Annotated in this window: 18 protein-coding genes and 1 pseudogene; all 19 read left to right on the plus strand. The window is 51.3% G+C overall.

The features are described from left to right. Window positions 1–25 precede the first annotated feature (25 nt). The 19 genes and pseudogenes from MKZ07_RS01380 to MKZ07_RS33500 all read left to right on the plus strand — a co-directional run bounded on the left by MKZ07_RS01380 (window position 26) and on the right by MKZ07_RS33500 (window position 20,735). Entirely contained in the window at window positions 26–244 is a 219-nt protein-coding gene (locus tag MKZ07_RS01380) for a hypothetical protein (protein ID WP_036702422.1), read from the plus strand. A gap of 21 nt (window positions 245–265) precedes the next feature. Further along, window positions 266–745 carry a hypothetical protein gene (locus MKZ07_RS01385; protein ID WP_036702420.1) on the plus strand — a complete coding sequence of 160 codons (480 nt, stop codon included), beginning with the start codon at window positions 266–268 and terminating at the stop codon, window positions 743–745. Window positions 746–777: 32 nt separating this feature from the next. Next, a complete protein-coding gene (locus tag MKZ07_RS01390) occupies window positions 778–1,266 on the plus strand; it encodes a hypothetical protein (RefSeq protein WP_036702419.1) in 489 nt (162 codons plus the stop codon). Window positions 1,267–1,287: 21 nt separating this feature from the next. Beyond that, on the plus strand, window positions 1,288–1,524 hold the full coding sequence (locus MKZ07_RS01395; protein ID WP_036702417.1) for an EsaB/YukD family protein: 237 nt from the start codon (window positions 1,288–1,290) through the stop codon (window positions 1,522–1,524). A gap of 4 nt (window positions 1,525–1,528) precedes the next feature. After that, window positions 1,529–2,365 carry a DUF5050 domain-containing protein gene (locus MKZ07_RS01400; protein ID WP_036702415.1) on the plus strand — a complete coding sequence of 279 codons (837 nt, stop codon included), beginning with the start codon at window positions 1,529–1,531 and terminating at the stop codon, window positions 2,363–2,365. Window positions 2,366–2,377: 12 nt separating this feature from the next. Beyond that, entirely contained in the window at window positions 2,378–6,271 is a 3,894-nt protein-coding gene (gene essC / locus MKZ07_RS01405) for a type VII secretion protein EssC (protein WP_051494130.1), read from the plus strand. Between the two features lie 35 nt (window positions 6,272–6,306). After that, complete coding sequence (locus tag MKZ07_RS01410; protein ID WP_036702413.1) at window positions 6,307–6,633, plus strand: WXG100 family type VII secretion target; 327 nt, start codon at window positions 6,307–6,309, stop codon at window positions 6,631–6,633. 33 nt (window positions 6,634–6,666) lie between these two features. Further along, a complete protein-coding gene (locus MKZ07_RS01415; protein ID WP_036702412.1) occupies window positions 6,667–6,957 on the plus strand; it encodes a WXG100 family type VII secretion target in 291 nt (96 codons plus the stop codon). A 144-nt stretch (window positions 6,958–7,101) separates the two neighbouring features. Then, a complete protein-coding gene (locus tag MKZ07_RS01420) occupies window positions 7,102–9,216 on the plus strand; it encodes a peptidoglycan-binding protein (RefSeq protein ID WP_036702411.1) in 2,115 nt (704 codons plus the stop codon). A 48-nt stretch (window positions 9,217–9,264) separates the two neighbouring features. Beyond that, window positions 9,265–10,572: a hypothetical protein gene (locus MKZ07_RS01425; RefSeq protein ID WP_036702410.1), complete on the plus strand. Its 1,308-nt coding sequence runs from the start codon at window positions 9,265–9,267 to the stop codon at window positions 10,570–10,572. A 50-nt stretch (window positions 10,573–10,622) separates the two neighbouring features. Beyond that, window positions 10,623–11,432, plus strand: a complete 810-nt coding sequence (locus MKZ07_RS01430) for a copper amine oxidase N-terminal domain-containing protein (RefSeq protein ID WP_051494129.1) — start codon at window positions 10,623–10,625, stop codon at window positions 11,430–11,432. A gap of 10 nt (window positions 11,433–11,442) precedes the next feature. Then, window positions 11,443–14,160 (plus strand): hypothetical protein, encoded by a 2,718-nt coding sequence (locus tag MKZ07_RS01435; RefSeq protein ID WP_036702408.1) that lies wholly within the window; start codon window positions 11,443–11,445, stop codon window positions 14,158–14,160. Between the two features lie 29 nt (window positions 14,161–14,189). Next, window positions 14,190–16,337, plus strand: coding sequence for a hypothetical protein (locus MKZ07_RS01440; protein WP_036702406.1), 2,148 nt, complete (start codon window positions 14,190–14,192; stop codon window positions 16,335–16,337). Between the two features lie 25 nt (window positions 16,338–16,362). Then, entirely contained in the window at window positions 16,363–16,959 is a 597-nt protein-coding gene (locus tag MKZ07_RS01445) for a pentapeptide repeat-containing protein (RefSeq protein WP_036702404.1), read from the plus strand. A 221-nt stretch (window positions 16,960–17,180) separates the two neighbouring features. Next, window positions 17,181–17,636 (plus strand): hypothetical protein, encoded by a 456-nt coding sequence (locus MKZ07_RS01450; RefSeq protein ID WP_036702402.1) that lies wholly within the window; start codon window positions 17,181–17,183, stop codon window positions 17,634–17,636. 794 nt (window positions 17,637–18,430) lie between these two features. Further along, window positions 18,431–19,188: pseudogene (locus MKZ07_RS01455) on the plus strand (HNH endonuclease). Between the two features lie 18 nt (window positions 19,189–19,206). Then, window positions 19,207–19,674, plus strand: a complete 468-nt coding sequence (locus tag MKZ07_RS01460; protein WP_341024104.1) for a DUF6985 domain-containing protein — start codon at window positions 19,207–19,209, stop codon at window positions 19,672–19,674. 410 nt (window positions 19,675–20,084) lie between these two features. Beyond that, window positions 20,085–20,240: a hypothetical protein gene (locus tag MKZ07_RS01465; protein ID WP_341024106.1), complete on the plus strand. Its 156-nt coding sequence runs from the start codon at window positions 20,085–20,087 to the stop codon at window positions 20,238–20,240. Between the two features lie 210 nt (window positions 20,241–20,450). After that, window positions 20,451–20,735 (plus strand): pentapeptide repeat-containing protein, encoded by a 285-nt coding sequence (locus tag MKZ07_RS33500; RefSeq protein ID WP_442792491.1) that lies wholly within the window; start codon window positions 20,451–20,453, stop codon window positions 20,733–20,735. Window positions 20,736–20,970: the final 235 nt, after the last annotated feature.

The raw sequence follows: 20,970 nt of genomic DNA on the forward strand, positions 1-20,970 counted from the left end.
ATTTTATATTCGGAGGTTGAACAATATGGAGAAGAAATCGGAAAACGTGGCTAAACCTAAGAAGAGTCAAGAGAGCTTTTGGACAGAAGAGCGCGGGGATATCGGGGTGAAGCAGATTGCACTTACCGTAGCGGCCATCGTCATTATCGGTGCGGCCATCGTTATTGTGCAAGGAAATCTGGGAGCCTGGATCAGTGACATTTGGGATCTCTTCATGAAGCAGATTGAGAAATTCACACAGTAATCTGAAGGAGGTACACCAGCAATGCGGGGAGTCGCAAAATCCTTTCTGGTCGCGATTGTGGTGGCAGCCAGCATTATGGTGTTCACCAATCTGGTGTTCTTCTTCCCATGGTACATGACACTGGTCATCGAGACCTTCAACCTGTCACAGGTCGCTGCCGAAGATAACTATATCAAGCAATCCTATTATGATGATGCGCTGAAGCGTCTGAAGGAGCGTCCAATCTACCGGGAGCATCCGAATCAGATCGAGGTCGAAGCATTGAATGAAGATAATGGCAGGGCTGTCGGCAATGACGACGAGACAGTCTATGCCAATGCGACCGAGCTGGAGAAGCCCTACCGCCAGCGGGGAGAGCCCGTGACGGTCACGGTACGCGCAGTTTATCCGCTGAGCGTTAAGCTATGGGGGGAAGAGATCCGCACGGAGATTCCCGTGTCTTTTTCGCTAACCTCAGTCGGGCTGAAGCACTATAAGGATCTGGACTATTATTTCGATTAACTCATTCGGATGAGAAGCGGGGACTGAAGGACTTGAGAACAATCGCTGTGTCCATTCTGATCGCTGTGATGCTGTCCATCCTGATTGCACCGCTGACAGAAGTGTTCAACATTTCACGCGAGCAGATTGTACTGAGTACGGCGCTTAATAATGCGCTGCGCTCAGCGAAGGACCGGAGCCTGGTCTATGAGAAGCTGCGGGGCCTGGACGCGGAGGTGGATGAAGAACGTTTCGCGGAGTACTTCGCTGAAGCGTTTGGTGCAGCGATGAAAGCCGGGCTTACAAGCAACGATGGAGGTCAGCTAACCTTCGCAGGGGAGCAGCAGGCGATACAGGTAACCCTTGAATTTAGACATGAGCCTGAGGCATGGAATGGGCGGGAAACTACTGAAGTGCATGTCCTGGCGGAAGTACCTTATGTGTTCAAGACAAGATATTTACGCCTGGCCCGGGAAGCCGGGCAGGATGTGGATTTCGTCATGACAGGCGAGCGGATGACCGTACTCTCTGTGAAGAACTAGGGAACGGAGGATAGGATTCTTATGGAATATGTGATGGTTACGCTGAAGGCAGGAATGGTGGAAGCTGATCTGAAGCTGCCCTCGGAAATCCCGGTATCTGAACTGCTGGAGATGCTGGAGGAGCCGCTTGCGCTGAAGAAGCCGCAGAGAGGGAGACTGCAGGCAGAGCCGCTGGGCCGTATTCTGGAGAGCGCACGTTCACTTGAGGAAGAGGGTGTCAGCCACGGCGCGCTGCTGACGCTGATAGGAGAGGAATGACAGCATGAATGATAATATTGCAGGCGGCGGACTCCTGTTACAGACTCCGGGTGTGTACTGCATAACGGATCTATGCGGGACGCTGGAACCGGAACCGGGAACTTATCTGTTGAGCCGGGATGAAGAAGGAGCTGCAAGGCTGCCCGGAATCCTCTGGTTCATGAATGAAGCGGGCGGGTTGCTGTTCGCCAGTGACCAGAGCCGTGGTAATGCCTTGTGCAGAGTGGATACGGGAACGCTGGAGCTGAAAGTACTGCTGCATGAGCCTTGCCGCGAGATCAGGCTCAGAGCAGGCTGGCTGTTTTACATTAATGAAAAGGATGGAAGATTGTACCGTTGTCTGCCGGACGGACGCAAGACCGAATGCCTTACGGACAGTGTGGTGCAGTGCTATACGATCTTGGGAGAACAGCTCTATTATGCTTGCGCACAAGGTATTTACAGTTGTCCATTGGAGGGTAACCGCTCTACCCGGCTGACTGAGGGAGGCGCTGCTTATCTGCAGTACTGCGGAACGCGGCTCCTGTATGCGGATCTGATGAATGGACATGCCTTGACGCTGCTTGATCCGCTGTCCGGTGAGCAGAAAGCCTACCCGGACCTGATTCCGCTCAGCATGATCAGCGAAGGTGGTTACATCTACTGCTGCAATGCGGGCAATGACGGATCGATCTATAGGCTGGATCTGAAGTCTGGTGAGAGCCTGCGCATTTATGGAGAGCGTGCGGACCGCGTGCATAAGGTAGACGGGCAATTGTTCTTCATTCATCAAGAGCTGTGGTACACCATGCCAATGTCAGGCGGACAAGAGGTTCGCTTTCAGGCAGACAGAAGTCGTTAAGGGGGGATGAAGATGGCAAAAGTATACGAATTCAGCCGCCAGCCCAGATTTTTGCCGGATATGCCTGGCGGTGAACTGGAAATTCCTAATCCTCCACATGCCTATGCTAAACCGGAGATCGCTTGGATGGCCCTGCTGGTGCCCCCTGCCGTAATGCTCGTCATTACCGTGCTGCTGGCACTGACAGCCCAGTCTATGTATATGATGCTCTCCATTGCCATGACGGTAACCACGCTTCTGTTCTCATTCACGGGTGCAGCGTCGCAGATTCGTAAGTATAACCGGCAGAAGAAGGAGCGGGAGCAGAAGTATCTGCAATATATTGCCGATGTCCGGGCCGAACTGTCACTGGCCCGGACACAGCAGAGTAAGGCGCTGCATGAGATGAACCCGGAGCCTGAAGCCTGTCTGCATAGACTTCAGCAGCATGACAGCAAGCTGTGGGAACGGATGCCGGTTCACCAGGATTTCCTCTCCTTGCGGCTGGGGGTAGGCAGTGTGCCGTCCGCCTTACGTATCGTATACAACAAGCAGGCAGTCGTGCTGGAGAATGACCCGCTGCTGATGGAGCCGCACCGGCTGGCGCTGGAGTTCGCCAAGGTTCCTGATGCACCGGTTACGGTTAACCTCCTGGAAGCTGAAATCTGCGGCCTCGCAGGAGAGGCAGAGCGAACCCGGCATCTGCTGCAGCAAATGGTCCTGCAGCTGGTGACGCATCACGGATACGATGATGTGAAGCTCGTGCTGCTGGTGCCGGAGGAACGTGTTCAAGATTGGAGCTGGCTTAAGCATCTGCCCCATGTGTGGAATGAGGATTTCACCACCCGTTACCTGCTCTGCGGCCGGCCGATGGCCCACCCTGTGCTGGGTGAATTACAGGAGATTCTGAGGGAACGGGAGCTGCGCACGGTGCCCGGGAGTTTGCATCCGCATTATGTCTTTATCATTGAAGATCCTTCGCTGCTTGAGAATGAACCTATCTACAATTATCTCTATAACGGGAATTCCCGGCTTGGCGTATCCTCGATGTTCATTGCAGCCAATAAAGCCTATCTTCCGATGAACAGCCGCGTAGTGATCCATATGAACAGCAAGAGTGCCGAACTCGCGGACAAAATATCGGGAGTCAAGCTGACCTTCTTGCCCGATCAGGTGAATACGAGAACGCTTGAACAGTCGGCCCGTAAGCTGGCCCCTCTGCGTCTGCGGTCTACGGGAGCAGCGTTTGCTCTTCCTGCTTCGGTCACACTGCTGGACATGCTGGGGGTCCGTACCGTGGAGGAATTGGATTTCCCGTCCATTTGGAGCCGCAACAAGACGTTCAGGGGAATGAGTGTCCCTATCGGTGTACGCGCAGGCGGAACCGCATTTCGTCTGGATCTGCATGAGAGCGGGCATGGCCCCCACGGCCTGGTTGCCGGGACCACGGGTTCAGGCAAAAGCGAGCTGCTTCAGAGCCTGATTATTTCGCTGGCGATCCACTATCATCCGCATGACCTGGTCTTTGTCCTGATTGACTACAAAGGCGGCGGGATGGCCGATGTATTCCGGGGGCTTCCGCACCTGGTGGGGACGATTACCAACCTGGGCGGGAATGAGACGAACCGGGCGCTGCTCTCCATCAAAAGCGAGCTGCTGCGCCGCCAGCGGCTGTTCGCCGAACAAGGGGTCAACAATATCGACCGCTATCAGAAGCTGTATCATAACGGAGGAAAGGAACGCGGCATGACGCCTATCCCGCATCTGATCATGATCGCCGATGAATTCGCGGAGCTGAAGCAGGATCAGCCCGACTTCATGAAGGAATTGGTCAGTGCCGCGAGAGTAGGCCGAAGCCTGGGGGTACATCTGATCCTGGCTACGCAGAAGCCGGCAGGAATCGTGGATGATCAGATCTGGAGCAATGCGAAATTCAAAATATGCCTGAAGGTCCAGGATGAAGCGGACAGCAAGGATGTCATTAAGCGTCCGGATGCGGCCATGATCAAGGAACCGGGGCGGGCGTTCATCCAGGTGGGGAATGACGAGATCTTTGAGATGTTCCAGTCGGCTTACTCTGGAGCGATGTATGATCCTGGCAACGTGCAAAGGCATCACCTCCGGCACAAACGCATTTACCGGCTGCAGCTCAACGGCAAACAGGAGCAGATCTATCCGCTGGATGAAGAGAAGCTGCCTGAGATGGAGGTGCCAAGCCAACTGGAGAGCGTGGTCAAATCGCTGGCAGCTTCTGCCCGGAGCGCAGACATTCACCCGCTCCCCGGACCCTGGCATCCTCCGCTGCCTGAATCGGTAGATTTAGCGGAATTGTATAAGGCTGACGGGGGCTGGAAGGAAGCTGGCGGCTGGCCGGCAGTCCAGGAGACGCTGAGCATCCCCGTCGGACTTGTAGATGACCCGCGCGGGCAAAGGCAGGAAGCGTTGATGCTTGATTTGGCCGGGGAAGGTAATCTCTTCATCTACGGGGCGCCGGGCACGGGCAAAACGGTGCTGCTGAGAACCTTATGCTTGTCAGCGGCGTACCGGTATTCACCAGATGACGTACATTTATACTTAATGGATTGCGGAGGCTCTTCGTTCAAAGCGCTTGAAGCGCTGCCCCATTGCGGGGGCGTGATGACGCTGGAGCAGGAGAAGACTATTCTCCAGTTCACTAAATTCCTGTTTCGCACCATGAATGAGCGCAAGCGGATTTTTGAAGACAGCGGGGCGGACGGCTTTGCCGATTATCGGGCAAGGATCGGCAAGCTGGCGTCAGTGGTGCTTGTGATTGACAACTATTTCGCCTTATCGGAGACCTATGAGGAGCTGGATGAGCAGATGGTGGTGCTGGCGCGGGAAGGGACCAAATATGGAATCTATATGGTGGTTACGGCTACCAATGCTTCGCTTGTACGCTATAAATTCGCTATCAATTTCAAGAATGCCATCAGCCTGCAGATGACAGAGAAAAGCGAATATGAAATGATTGTCGGCCGCACGGAAGGACTGGAGCCATCACGCGCTGGCGGCCGGGGACTTGTGCGCGGTAAGCCTCCGCTGGAGTTCCAGACGGCATTGCCGCTCCTGCCAGAGCAGAAGCATGGAGGAGTGGAACAGTGGATACTTCATCTGCGTAAGCAGGCAGACACCGGGTTGTTAACGGAAGCACCGCGGATTCCGGTGATGCCAGCATCCATTGATATCAATAAGCTGAATGAGGCTTGTGCACTCCCGGAAGGGCGGCTGGCGATTGGACTATCAGATGGCGACCTTCAGCCTGCCATCCTGGATCTGGACACAACACCTATTGTCATGGTAGCCGGAGATCCCATGTCCGGTAAAAGCACACTGCTGGTGTCATGGATCACACAGCTTCTTAATCGGTCTGAGAAGAGCGTTATCTATGCGCTTGATTCAGGGAGTATGGGAATTTACAGTGTGCTAGGGCAGCCTGGTGTAACGGATTTGACAGCCGTAGATGATATGTATGCCTTCGCAGAAGAAATCAAGAATGAGCTTGAGGGCAGACGCCGCTCCCTGCTGGAGGTCAAGAGCAGCGGCGGTGCAGCCGAAGAGCTGTTTGCCTCATGGCCGCGTATCGTCTTCGTCATTGACCGGCTTACGGAGTTCACGAATGGTGACCTCTATGCCTTGAAAGAATTGCTGGAACGAATGGTAAAGCAGGAACGGGCGCTTAAGGTTGCCGTTATTGCCGGAGATAACACCTCCGAGCTGGCCGGGAACTGGGACGGACTCGGGAAGGCAATCCGCGAGGAACAATGCGGACTTCAGCTGGGCAGCCTGAAGGATCAGAATCTGTTCAACGTCCGGTTGCCATACGGTGAGAAGGAGAAGGAGCTGGAGCCGGGCGATGGCTACCTGATTCTGAAGAATAAATACTCGGGTATTCGTACGGCTACTTAGGGCCTTCGAATGACCCATTTGAGGAGGTGAGCTTGTTGCCTACGCCGCAAGAAATCCGCCGGCAGTCAGGAAATGTAAGCAGTGCGGCGGAGGATATCCGCCGGGAGCAGAGTAAGAATGACAGCAGTGCCGCTCAGAGCAGCAGCTGGTGGAAGGGCGGAGCCGGGGATACTTACCGCAGCGAGTATCAGGAGATTACCCGGGATGTAACCCGTTTGCTTGGACATATGCGGGAGCTGCAGAATCAGCTGCAGGCCCTGGCGGGCGCTGTTCAGCGGGCTGACGATGAACGCAGGGCGAGGGCGAAGGCCGAAGAAGAGGCACGCCGCGCGCTGGCCGCAGCCGCTGCGAGGAAGAAGTAACGGCAATAGATTCCACGAAGGGAGGTGAATCGAATGGTGAAACAGGTATTCAGTCCTGAGCAGGCTAGAAGTGTTGCCAGTTCCATTAAGGCTAAAGGCCAAAGTGCTAAAGATATCATCAACAAGCTGGATAGTGAAATTAAAGCTGCTGAAGCATGGTGGCAAGGTGAATCCTCCAAGGCCTTCATTGAGGAATTCAATCAGTTGAAGCCGTCGCTCGACAAGCTGGTCGAGTGTGTGAATGGCATCAGTATGCAATTGAATAAGGTTGCAGAGATCAAAGAACAAAGCGATCGCGATATTGCCAGCCAGCTTCGCAGATAGAAGCAGGCGGAATATAGGTATAGGCGGCCGGAAGCTTAGGCTTCCGGCGCGGCTATGCTTGTCATACATAACTTCAGCATACCAGACCTCATGAAAGTGATGGTTCAGATATAGAAGTGAAGCAGGCGGAAGGAGGCCGGGACAGTGTCGCAAGAGGTTGACCGTACAAGGCTGACTGAGCTGTCGGCCGGCTTGAAGCGGATGGGCCGGGAGATCAGCGGGAGCAGCAATATGCAGAAGGCAGCAGGCCAGGCTGCTGCAAGAACCCGCGAACGATATACAGAAGGTTATGTGCAGTCTGCTGTCTATAGTGTGGAGAACCTGCTTAAGCAAATCAATTCGCTGGCGGGAACGCTCTCCACTGAGCTGGACCGCAAAGCGGCTGCGCTCATCTGGGCAGCAGATCAGTATCATCGGGAAGAGAAGCAGTCTACCATCAGGCTGGAGCGAATATCTGTCATAAAGCAGAGTGCACCCGGTATTTCCCAGAACAAAGGCTCAGCTGCAGCCTCCAAACCGGCAGCTCTGATACTGCCGGAGGGGATCAAAGCACTTTCTTCCAAGCTCTCGTACAACCCCGATGTCTACAGTAAAGAGGTGCTGCTGCTGCAAAAGTGTCTGACTGAATTAGGGTATCCGCTTGAAGCAGACGGTTATTTCGGCAAGCAGACCAAGCAGGCTGTAAATGCTTTTAAGAAGAAATATGGACTGGGCAATACAGGCAAGGATGCCGGGATCGTAGGCGAGATGACCTGGCTCTACTTGTTCGGCGTCATTCAGGGCGGGCTGAAATATAGCCCTCATGTGTACTCCGAGCAGGTGCGGATCATGCAAATCCGGCTGCGTGAGCTTGGCTATGAGGTTACGGTGAATGGCCGTTTCGACGCCAAGACGAAACAAGCGGTGAATGCGTTTAAGGCCGCTAATCATCTGGGCAATACAGGCGACGTGGCCGGTGTCGTAGGCCCGCACACCTGGAAGAAGCTGTTCAGTGAGCTGAACCAGGCTGATTCTTCCGCCGGAACGGGCAGCAACACGCTCACGGAGACGCAGCTTACGGACCTGGCGATGGGCGTGATTTTTGGCAATGAAGGCAATTACGGTACTGTGGTTCCGGACGACGGCGGCGGCTTGAGTGTCGGGAAAATACAGTGGCACGGCGAACGGGCCAGAGATCTGATCCTGCTTACCTTCAAGAAAATGAATATCACGCCATCCCAGGGAGACTATGAAGCCAAGCTCAAGAAGCATCTGCCTGCCAGTCTGGCGAAGGATCTCATCAAGTACGCCAAGCAGGATAAATGGTGGTATACCAGGGTGCTGAGCTTGAAGGAGAAAGAAGCGCTTGCCGCCTTATTGACGACCAAGGCAGGGAAGAATGCACAGGATGAGCAGGCCCGCAAGGATGTTCAAGTCTATCTGGATAGCGGGGAAAAACTCGGCATTACCGATCCCCAGGCGTTGGTCTATTATGCGGATCTTAAGAATCAGTCGCCGCGCGGAGCGAACCGGGTGGTGGAGGCGGTGCTTAAGGCGGGTCTTCCGCTGACGCTCAAGAATATTCATAATGCAGCATTGAAAGACGAGGTCATGGGCAAATATACCCCCCGGCGCAACAACACCTATAAAGAAAGCGCAGCGCTTCAGACTCCCTCCGGGACTCCGCAGCTGCCATCCAAGCCGAAGCCGGAAGCACCTGACGCTAAGGGCGGTGTAAACGGCGGCAGTACCGGGAATCCCCCTGGTATTGACAAATTTCTTGCAGCCGCCGAGCTGGAACTGGCTAAGGGCTTCAAGGAGCATGTCCCCAAAGGCAAAACAAGCGGTGACAACAATACGCCTTACGGCAAATGGTATGGGATGAACTACCAGCCCTGGTGTGCGATGTTCGTCTCTTATATCGCTAATGAAGCCGGAATCCTGGGCAATGTGGTACCCAAATATGCAAGTGTTGAAGCCGGGAGACAATGGTACATCAAGCAAGGGCGTTATAGTAAACGCTCCTCGGGATACACGCCGAAGGCTGGAGATGTTATCTTTTTTACCCGCAGCGGGCAAAACCATACAGGCATCGTCACCGGCTATGACAGCAAGTCCAAAACCGTATACACCATTGAAGGCAATACGAAAGATAGGGTTGCCCGGCGTTCCTATAAGCTTACTGACACCTATATCGTGGGGTATGGCAAAAATGGCGGAGTTACAGAAGGGCAAACGGACGGCAGCGCAGAATCGGGCAAGGGACATAGTACGCGGTGACAGAAAGTTCAGTAGTAGCAGTAACTCTTGGAAGGGAGAAATAGCCATATGAAAAAATGGTTTTGGATGATAGGCTTGTACACCGCACTTATGATTACAGGCTGCGCACGGACAGATAAGGCTACTTTAGGAGAAACGGGGCAGTCAGCCACGCAAAGTCCGGTATTGGAGACCGCTGCTCCCAGTCCTTCAGCAGTCCCGGCCCATAGGGTTATTACCGATGAGCAGAAGAATGGAGAAGATGGTATGTTCCAACTGGGAATGACTCTGGAAGAAGTGCGCAAACAATTGGAAGCTGAAGGCATAGACGACAGCAATGAAATTGAGAATGCAGGTGATCCCGCCGACTGGAATCAGGGACATCGTACCGTTATGACGGACCGAGCTGATTTCACATTCGATGAGAATGAGCGGCTCTACATCATTGATGTGACCGATGATTCTCCTACAGCAGCAGGCCTCAAAATGGGAGACGCGGAAGCGGATGTCGTTCGGCTGTATGGGGAAGATTCCCATGCCTATGAGCTGCCTGACGATGGCGGACGGGTCCTGGAATATGTAATGAATGACCATTACTTTACGGTGCTGCTGCAGCAACAGAAGGTTGGCGGCTGGGGGGTCTCTTCTTATAAGTGGGAGACGAACAGTCCCGTTACGGAGAGCTATGATCAGGTGAAGCCTGCCGGAGATGATGAAGGCACTGCACTGAAAGAGAAGCTGTATGAAGAGTTGCAGGCAAATATGCAGAAGGTTGCGCAAAACTCTGATGATTTGATGGCCGCCGTGCTGGCTTCGGACCGGATTCGCGGGCTGCAGAGCATTATGTCCATCGTGCTCAGCGATGCGGAAGTAGAAGAGATGCTGGATCAGAAAGAACAGGTTCAACCGCTGCTGGGCGACTCCGTGATTTATACCGGCTATTCGACGCAGGGCGTGCATCTGATGGCGATTCTGTCGCCAACTACGCCGGGGAATGAGAAATATAAAGCTGCGATGAACAAGCTGCGCGGCAAGGAGGATGAATATGCCTTCCTGTCTGCAATTGCAGAGGCGTCAGATGAACGTTCGCTTGAAGTTGGGCTTGATTTGTATGCAGAGGATCTGACAGACTCGCGGAAGGAGATCAGGCTCAGCTCGATTGCCGTCTCGGACAGCAGTGACGGGACTAAGCAGGTGACTCCTTTTACCGGCAAAGAGCTTGAACCTCTCCTGACCCAATACGGCCGCAAGCACAGTGCAGACCTAGTACTGGCAAGCGGAGACTGGCACGCCTTCGGCTTCATGGGCACGCTGATTAACGATCCTGTAATTACGATAGAGTTAGACGGGGAGCCGGTAATTCTGCAGCGCCAGTAGAGGAAGTATAGCTAAGGCTTGTCACAACCCCACTTGAGGAGGATATGAAGATGAAAAAAATAACAATCTTGTTCACAGCCCTATTCCTGTTAATCTCGCTAATGCCTGTATCTGCACATGCCGCCCAGTCTGTCCGGGTGGTGGTGGACGGCTCCAAAATCAGCTTCCCGGATGCCCAGCCATTCCTCGACAAGCAGAACCGGGTGCAGGTGCCGGTCCGTTTCGTGAGTGAAGCCCTCGGGGCGAAGGTGGGCTGGGTTCCGGCTTCCAAGACCGTAACGGTGGAACTGAACGGCAAGAAGCTGGTGCTAGTCATCGGGAACAGACAATTTACGCTGGATGGCGCCAAGAAGACGATGGATACCGCTGCCCTGATGAAGAACGGTAGAACGTTCGTGCCGCTGAAGTTTGTCAGCGAAGGGCTGGGCGTAGGCGTGAACTGGGACCAGCGGGTTAGCACCGCTTATATTTCCACGGATGGCAAGACGCCTGTTATCAGCTCCGCACCCGCTAAGGGCACTCCTAAGACCTCCAACGGATTCACTTATTATACGGATACAGGCTCTATGCTTCAGGTTAATTCTTCTACTGAGAATCCTCCCAAGGGCAAGGCCGTCCTTGTCATTCTGGTCGATTTCGAGATCGAGGGTGCTGATTATGCCATGCAAATGAAGGAAGCAGAAGCGATTATGCGGCAAAAGATTGAGCCGGCTACTGTAGATGCCATGCTGGACTATGTTGCTCCAAAGAAGACAGTAGAGTATAACCTGCCCTTTAGAACATTTGAAGATGCAAAATACAAAATTAATGTGTCTTCTACCGAATATAACGCGCTGGTTTTTACTATATACAGAAAATAGGTGTAGATGGATGAAGAGAGCCCTGGTTCTAGCCATACTATCGGTCATTTTTGTCGCTGCCGTCTTCCAAATGGATACCTATTCGGATGCACGCGGGAAGCCGGCCACTCCGGCCGAAGTGCTGAAATTCGCCAACGAAGATTACCTGGACTTATATGGTGTGAAGGATTACTTCAAGGAGGAGACCTCCAAGGGCAGCTACCGGAAGGATCTGCTGCAAAAAAGGATTGCTTCAGGTGCCGAACGTTACTATGAAATCGTCTACGGGACCAGTCATGGCACCCAATTGGACGGAGGGCTCTATGAATATTCCGGCTATACCCGGGAAGGCAACTCGGTACCGACAGAGAATGTTCCCTGGTTCGCCGGGTGGAGCGGGACGCAGATTCAGAATCTCTCCCTGATTAAGGAATCCTGGGAGGATGATGCCGTTCAGCAAAAATTCAAAGTTAACACAAATAAATTTGACCGCTATCAAAACACTAACAACTCAAAGCTCACCGCCTATCTCACAGACGGGACCTTTGAGCAGGCGATTATCGAGGGCTTGAATATTGAATACGGCGGCAACCATACGTATAAGGATTTCATGTACCGTAATCAGAATAAAGAGCTTCAAGATAAGAAGGTCTATACCAACAACGCCACTCCATCCAAGGGTGGCAAGTGGATTGACTATGTTCATGTGCTCCAGCCGCCCACGTATTTCTCGTGGGGGTATGGCACCGTCTATATCTCCCATAACAGCGGGAATATCACGTATTTGGACATTCCGATTGCACCGCTGGCCTTGATTGAGCAGGAGTACGATATAAAGACTGAATTTGAACAGCTGCCGCTGCAGGCAGAGGCCGGTGAACAGGTGCAAGTACAGATCCGGGTGGATTCATCTTTTCCTGAAGAGATCAAGACTCCCTTCCGTTGGGAGATTATTCAGGTGAGTACAGGCAAGGCCATCGATAGCTCTTCGGCGAAGCTGACGTTCACCGGTCATGCGCAGAAGGGTAGCGGCGAGCTTGTCATTCCCAAGAACGGGGAGCGCCTGCTGAAAGCCAGCTTCAAGATGCCAGGCAGCGATGTGCGTATCAAGTTCAGCGTGAACCCGGAGGGGAAGAACCCCAAGGAGAAGCAGATGGCTAATAACGTGCTCGATTCGCATCCGATCGCCGTCAAGCTGCTGCAGCCGCAGCCGCTGGGCTATAATGTGCTGACCCGGCAGGTGGAATTCCCGATCTACGGCGGCGTACCGTTAGTTGCCCAGTTGTACTTACCCCGCGGAGACTGGATCAACAAGGCAACAGGACAACTGAATGTGACCAATGCGACACCGGATGTATTCCGGCAATATAATGTGTCGGGCAATCCTGTGGTGGATGATCCGGGGAGTCGTATTTCGCGCCAGCCCATCGTCAGCGCGGTGATTGACCGCAAGGATTTCGGCGATGACCCTGAGCATGGCAAATGGCTCAATCCGGCTAATCCATATTCCCCTGCGGTAAAAGAAGGCCGGGTGGACTTTCAAGGCGGAGTGCAAAGAAGCTATGAGTATGAAGTGACGAGCTGCAGCAATGGCACTTGCACCACACGGACAGAGACCGATACGGCAATCGCCAGCTTCCCGCAGGGAACGGACCGGAAACTCTATGAAATGTATTTCTATCATGGACGCAAAGAAGTACCGGAGCCTGTGATAGACAGTAAGATCGGGCAGAACACCGGGACCGCTCTATCCAAGAAGTTGCTGTGGAGAACCGAACCGTATCCGGTGGATGTCATCCGCTGGATGTACCATTTAGATAAGAATAATCAAGCATACAAAGCTGTAGCCGTAAATGGGCAATACAATCGTTCGTTCACGCAGCAAGGTACTGGTGAAATTGCCTGGAGTGCAACCAGTCCGCAGCTCCAAGAATATCAGACTTCGCGGACAGCAGCCAAAAATGGACAAGCAGGTAAAGCAGGCTATGACAAAGCGGTGTTCGCCACGGACCGGGAATTGCAGCGCTTCAACTATCCGCTGAAGTCGGGCTACTATTTTAACCCGGCAGGGTCCTATTCCTTCAAGGTAAAGACTGTGGTGTACAAGCCGGTCAAGGACGATACTGAAGATCATAAAGAGCTGGTGCAGCGGGTCATTGATTCTTTCCGTTATGAGAATGACCTGATCTATATCAACAATAAAAAGATCGCCGTGAACCTGAGCAATGAGCCGCTTGCCAAACAGGGCGGAGGTTTTGCCCGTAAGACGGGCATACTGACTGCCGCGAGTCCAAAGGGTGTGAATGGCGAAGTGCTGCTGGCCGTAATGGACCGTAGTACAGATGACAGCCGCTACAGCAAAAAGGTAGTGGAGCTGGAGCATTCACAGGACGTAAAGGGCGATACCCATGAATACTGGAAAAAGGTGATGGAAGGCTATAGCCAGTCCTCTACGGCTGGAAGCAATACGGCTTTTGAATATAAGGAATTCGTAAAAGACGGGCAGAGCATGTATCAAATTACGGAAGAGACCCGCGTTACGATTGTGATCAACCCGAAGAACAGCTATCTGTATACTCATGCCAATATGGCGGACGGTGAATATCCGATTAAAGTGTCGGTTGGGAATGTGGAGCTTGGCAAGAGCAAGCTGGCCTATCGCACTCTAGGCTCCATTCAAGGTATTACGGCACTGGACGGCATGACCATCACAGTGAAGGGCTCCATGTTCGACGACTTAAATAACTAGACGGCGGATTTGTACTCAGGAGGTGAAGCATGCAGCAGCAGGTGGAGATCAAGCGGATACTGGAGCTGGAGCAGGGACTGAAGCGCTTGAACCGCATACTGGAAGATCGTGTCACCGATATGGACAGAAGCGTTGGCGGTTTGGTCCGTTCGGTGCAGGCTGCTTACCCGGAAAGTTATGTGCAGTCTCCCTCCCGCGAGGCGGTCCGGTTGCTGCAGGAGTTGGTGCGGGAGGCACAATCGCTCACTGACCGGTTAGAGCGTAAGCAATCTGCATTACGCTGGGCGGCCGGGCAATATCAATCTGCTGAGACGAAGGCGCAGAGTTTGCTAAAGACTACACCCGCCTTCACCTGGAAGCAGGCAGGCAGTATGTTCAGCCGATGGCTCCAAGGCATACGGGACCAGGCAACGCGTGGGATTCAGGATGTCCTTCGTCACCCGCCCACGCTTAGCGGCATGATTCAGAATCTCCTACTGAACGTCAGAGACGCTTCGGTGGATAGACAATTGCACCCTTTTGAAGCAGATGCAGTCATCTCTGAGCTGTTCCAGCAGAGAGAATCCGGCAGTCCCGCCGAACAGCAGCAGGCGCGGGAACAATTGTCCAGGATTGCTGAGGCGTTGCGGGAAATCGGGCGCAGTCAAGCAGCCTACTCTGTCTATGAGAAGTATGGGAACAAGACCTATATGAAGTCTGCGAATGAATATGCAGAGCGTCAGCGGGAGCTGCTGCAGAAGCTGGGCGTGGATTCGGCCTTCTATGCGAAGACCGACCTGCGGACCCAATACAAGGGCTCCCCCTTATCCGCCTGCACGTATAACCCGCTGTTAGCGGACGGTTCGGCAGTGCCCGCCAGTGATGAGCTGCGGTTCGCCATCACGTTAGGACTGGTGAATGAGAACTACCGCGCGTGGGCGAAGAGTCATTATAAGGACATTGAGGCGGCAGTGGTTCGAGCGGAACAGATTCGCGAGCTGGAACGTCAGGTTGCGGAGTATAAGCGGCTCCATGGGCCGCCGATGACGTTGCCGGACGGCACGCCAATCACAGCGAAGAACAAAGAGAATGAGACGACCTTTGCCTATTTTAAGGACAAGGTCTATGATCCCAGCAAACATTCCGAAGTCATGTATACCGCCTATGACAGTTGGCTGGATGACACCTACGGTATGACCAATTGGCGCAAAATAGTGGTGCAGGCGGATCAGGTAACCCAAGCCTTCGTAGGCGGCCTGATTAAATCTACAGTGATGGGAGCCGTGGACACCGCCAAGTTCGCTTTTGACTTCGTCATCGACCCGGAGAAGACGACTCAAGAAACGATCGACAAGGTGAACTATCTCGTCAATCATCCCGAAGTTCTGGTGGATGCAGCGAAAGCCATGTACCATAACTTTAATGAAGGCACCCTGGAGCAAAAAGCAGAAATGCTCGGCAACGCCGCGTCCATCCTCGTCCCGGGCGTACCTATCGCCAAAAGCGGCGTGGTCGGCAAGGTGGCCGACGCGGTGATGGACCCGCTGACCGATGCGGTGAAGAAAGTGCCGGATGCCTTGAAGAACTGGAATTTCCCAGGGATGAACCCTTACCCGAACCGTTTAATTCCGGCAACGCCGGGCGGCCCCGGTCCGGTCGAAGTGCCGGGGCGGGTGTGGCGGAGTCAGGGGCCAGAAGGAAAGCATGATGCTGGCGGTGATTTTAAATCCAGGATAAATGATATCAGAGAGTCAGCACCCAATTACTATAAAGAATTAATCGATAAATACGGTCATGAAGGAAAATACTTTTCAAGATCTAACGATGAGTATGAGAGTCTCTCTAGAGATCCTGCACACGATTTTAAGATTAGTGAAAAATCAGAAATTGAAAGAATCGCAGGTTTGGAATTAGAGATTCGAAATGAGTTACCTGGCCCAATCAAAAGAGACCCTAATCCTAAAGGTGCTGAATTTATTGATGCCAATGGACAACTATGGGATGTAAAAGGTTGGTATTCTAAATATGCACCTAAAGGGTATTCACTTGAAAAAGCAATGCAGGATATTAGAAAATCGTTGGCAAATGGAGAAAACGTTATAGTGGACACAACTAAAATGTATCCAGAGCACATAAAGGAAGTAAAGATTGAACTAGAGGCTGCGAAGCTAAGTGATAAAGTCTTGTGGTGGCCCTGATAGTAATTTACTAAGGAGACACGATATGAACATTACAAATCTTATAGAGAATCACAAGACATGGGCAGCATCCAATGGGCAGTCCGGTGAGAAGATGGATATAGAAAAAGCATCACTGAGCGGACTGGTTGTACCTCATACCAATTTGAGTGATGCAATTATAGTAGAGTCAGATTTCAAAAAAATCGTTCTGCACTATAGCGATCTGGCCGGAGGATATTTTCTGGGGTCGGTTTTTGATGAGGCTGATTTGTCAGACAGTATGCTCAGCAAGGCGATCTTTGAATATGCTTCCATGAAGCATTGTGTAATGAGGCATTGTACAGCCATCAAAGCGTCATTCGATGATGGGGATCTAGTATATGCTGATTTAACCGGAGCAGATTTGCGCCGTGCTTCTTTTCAAAGAACTAATTTGAGTCATGCCTGTTTTGATGAAGCTGACTTGTCCTATGCTCATATGGATGGCGCGCATTTGTATCATACGACATTCGTAAAGGCGAAGGGTGTGGACTTCATCCATGCCGACCATATCTATATTGGTAGTGAGGATCACCCTATTAAGCTTGAGGGAGAGGATGTTAACCGGTGGTTGTGCACACAAACCGTAGAATCTAAATAGCCCGGAGGCGGGACATTCTTATGGATGAGGTGGAATTGCTGGGATTTGGATGCCGAGAGGTGGCAGTTTTTCCAAAGGGATTTCAAATTCTTGTTTCCTTCGAAAAAATAGGTTTCTTTATATTTTGATAGATACATCTGATGCCAGACTTCGCTGGGAATTTTTAATGACATGAATCTAGAACAAACTGTCAAAGGGGAATTGTGCTCAGGAGGTGAAGCATGCAGCAGCAGGTGGAGATCAAGCGGATGCTGGAGCTGGAACTGGGACTGAAGCGCTTGAACCGTGTGCTGGAGGAACAGGTCACGGGAATGGACAGAAGCGTTGGTGGTTTGGTCCGTTCGGTGCAGGCTGCTTACCCGGAAAGTTATGTACAGTCTCCCTCCCGCGAGGCGGTCCGGTTGCTACAGGAGTTGGGACGGGAGGCACAGTCACTTAGTGACCGGATAGAACGCAAGCAATCGGCCTTGCGCTGGGCGGCCGGGCAATATCAGTCGGCAGAATCGAAGGCGCAGAGTCTGTTAAAGGCTACACCGGCCTTCACCTGGAAGCAGGCAGGCAGCCTGTTCAGCCGGTGGCTGCAAGGCATACGGGATCAGGCCGCGCGTGGCATTCAGGATGTCCTTCGTCATCCGCCTACTCTGTCTATGAGAAGTATGGGAACAAGGCCTATATGAAGTCTGCGAACGAACATGCGGAGCGCTAGCGGGAGCTGCTGCAGAAGCTGGGCGTGGACCCTGGATTTTATTTAAAGACTGACCTGCGGACCCAATACAAGGGCTCCCCCCTATCCGCCTGCACCTATAACCCGCTGTTAGCGGACGGTTCGGCAGTGCCCGCCAGTGATGAGCTGCGGTTCGCCATCACACTGGGGCTGGTAAATGAGAAATACCGCGAGTGGGCGAAGAGTCATTATAAGGACATTGAAGCGGTGGTGGTTCGAGCGGAACAGATTCGCGAGCTGGAACGTCAGGTTGCGGAGTATAAGCGGCTCCATGGGCCGCCGATGACGTTGCCGGACGGCACGCCAATCACAGCGAAGAACAAAGAGAATGAGACGACCTATGCTTATTTCAAGGAGAAGGTCTATGATCCCAGTAAACATTCCGAAGTCATGTACACCGCTTATTATGGCTGGGCCGAAGAGACCTATGGCATGACCGAATGGCGCAAAAAAGTGGTCCAGGCGGATGAAGTCACGCGGGCTTTCGTAGGCGGCCTGATCGAATCTACCGTGATGGGTGCCGTGGACACCGCCAAGTTCGCGTTCGACTTCTTCATCGACCCGGAGAAAACGACGCAGGAAACGATCGACAAGGTGGCCTATCTCGTCAATCACCCCGAAGTGCTGGTGGATGCAGCCAAAGCGATGTACCATAACTTTAATGAAGGCACCCTGGAGCAAAAAGCAGAAATGCTCGGCAACGCCGCGTCCATCCTCGTCCCGGGCGTACCTATCGCCAAGAGCGGCATGGTCGGCAAGGTGGCCGACGCGGTGATGGACCCGCTGACTGATGCGGTGAAGAAAGTACCGGATGCTTTGAAGGACTGGAATTTTCCAGGGATGAACCCGTACCCGAACCGGTTAATCCCGGCAACGCCGGGCGGCCCCGGTCCGGTCGAAGTGCCGGGGCAGGTGTGGCGGAGTGAGGGGACGGGTAAGATTGACAATACTCCGCCTGCTTTCAAGCAAACTGAATTTGCCAGTTCTTACGAAGCAAGACTTAGTCAGACACCTGCACCTGAAAATCCAACGGTTGGTTTTGAAGGAACTAGGGGCGAATCTAAGTGTACTCTTAAGCCGCCACCTGATTCTGAAGTACAAATAGTATTAAATGAGGCTGGCATTGATGGTATACAATATAAAAATGTTGTACCTGACTTTTCACCTGTAGCAAAAGCGCAAGTAGAAATCGAATATATGCTAGGCGGAAAAGGAATTTATGGAGGAAAAGCACGAAGGAAAATTTCATTCAATCAGATTCAAAATTGGCTGAGCAACTCAATAGTTCTCCTGAATTAGCACGCCAATTCGGAATGGATTCGGGTAAAATTAGTGCAAGGGATATAAAGATCTATCGTGAAAAAAACAACTTAACATGGCATGAATTAAATGATGTAAAAACAATGCAACTAGTGCCAACAAATATTAACAGTACGTTTGGACATCTTGGCGGTGTAGGAGAGATTAATGCAGGGGCATTTGAACCTGGAGGTTTTGCCAAATAAACAAAAGGAGATCATAAAATGAAAAAAAATGATCCAATCTTTGGTGATCTTGAGTATAACTATAGTTGGTCTAAGGATACTACTATTCTTTTTTTCGGAAGAGAAACTGATATTACATTAATGATTGATGGCGAAGAAGATGGGGAATTTGATGAAGAACAGTACGCGGCATACCAAGCGTTAATGAAGAGTTGGGAGCAATTACATGAAAGTTTTCTTGAACCAATTTTAAATTATTATCGACAAAAGCGACATGAATTGGGTTACGATATCGATCAGAAAGAAAATTATCCGTTAGTCGAAACAAATGACCAAATTCTTGAAATGATTGCTCTAGAGGGAATTGTGGTCCCATATGGAGATATAAGAGAAGGTCGAGATATTGGAATACTTTTTAATTGCACATGGGACCAGGAAAATGGGTTGGGACTTCGTTTATTGAATGAAGAGGTGGTTGATGTTGGATACCAGGATATTGTAATTTAGTAACCAAATAAGCCAGTCAGTACAGCGCATCATATATTAAGCGGGTGGGAGATAACGAAGCCAAGCAAATTCAACTATTCTTGCCCGTGAGAAGACTAAATCATCGGAATCAAGTCTTAGCAAAAGTTGCTCGATTCCTAAATCAGTATGATTGACGGCTATCGGACGATCATATGGATTAATTACTATCGTAAATACTTGCCGTTGTTTGGCTAACATGTCCCCAGCCGTTGTGCGGGGATTCTTTTTTGCATAGGTCTTAACTGTCACATCACCCTATCGTTTAGAGAAATTGAAGGAGCAACGCTTCTGACAAAATAGAAAAGAATGATGAGTATGGCAGTATATCAATGGTTGAATGACATGAAAAATCAGTTTCACTACATTGTCCCAGGTGTAAAGATGATGAGTTGAATTATGTTGTTGAAGCGGAGAAAAAATTAATTTTAGAATGTGATACTTGCGGGCGGGCTTTGAATATTGATGGAACGGAATGGTCTGATGGAGTGGCTATTATTCATCCAGCAAATGAGACAATTGTAAACACATTTTTAGGTGCGAATTAGCTAAGCACTATACTATACATTCAATATAGAATTGTTGACAGATTAGCTGAACTTGGAGAAAACTAAAGTGGATTGTGGAGAGGGCCAATCAGCAAGGGGGGATTAAATGAACATTGCTCATCTTTTAGAGAACCATAAGACATGGGTAGACTCCAACGGCCAGCTTGGTGAGAAATTTTACCCCATGCCGATTTGAGTGATTCCATTATAGTGGAGTCGGATTTCAAAAAAAACATTCTGCATCATAGCGACCTTGCCGGAGGATACTTTTTGGGGTCGGTTTTTGATGAGGCTGATTTGTCAGACAGTATGATCAGCAGAGCGATCTTTGAATATGCTTCGATGAAGCACTGTATAATGAGACATTGTACAGCGATCAAAGCGTCATTCTACGTTACATTGAACAGAATAATGTACATGAACGGAGTTTTAAATATTGGTATGTTGGAGAGCGAAAAGAGGCCCAGGGGCTTACTATGTGGACCTTCCGTCTGATGTAAGAAGGTGCTGGTTTTTACCTGATGGTACATAAATTTTTCCAGATCGAGCTATAATGGTTGTAAAAAGGGATGGAAGTCTGACAACTTTTGCTCTTATCTCAACTCCAGTAGGGCGGCTGATTTCAAGTATGCATATCAATTGCTTTTATTTTGTAACCTAAATAAAGCTATTGCGATACGCAAAGCAGGTTGATTATGGTCAGATACTACTATAATTACTCTGTTTTTTG

This window comes from Paenibacillus sp. FSL P4-0338 (genome assembly GCF_038002365.1).
Taxonomy (GTDB): domain Bacteria; phylum Bacillota; class Bacilli; order Paenibacillales; family Paenibacillaceae; genus Paenibacillus_AQ.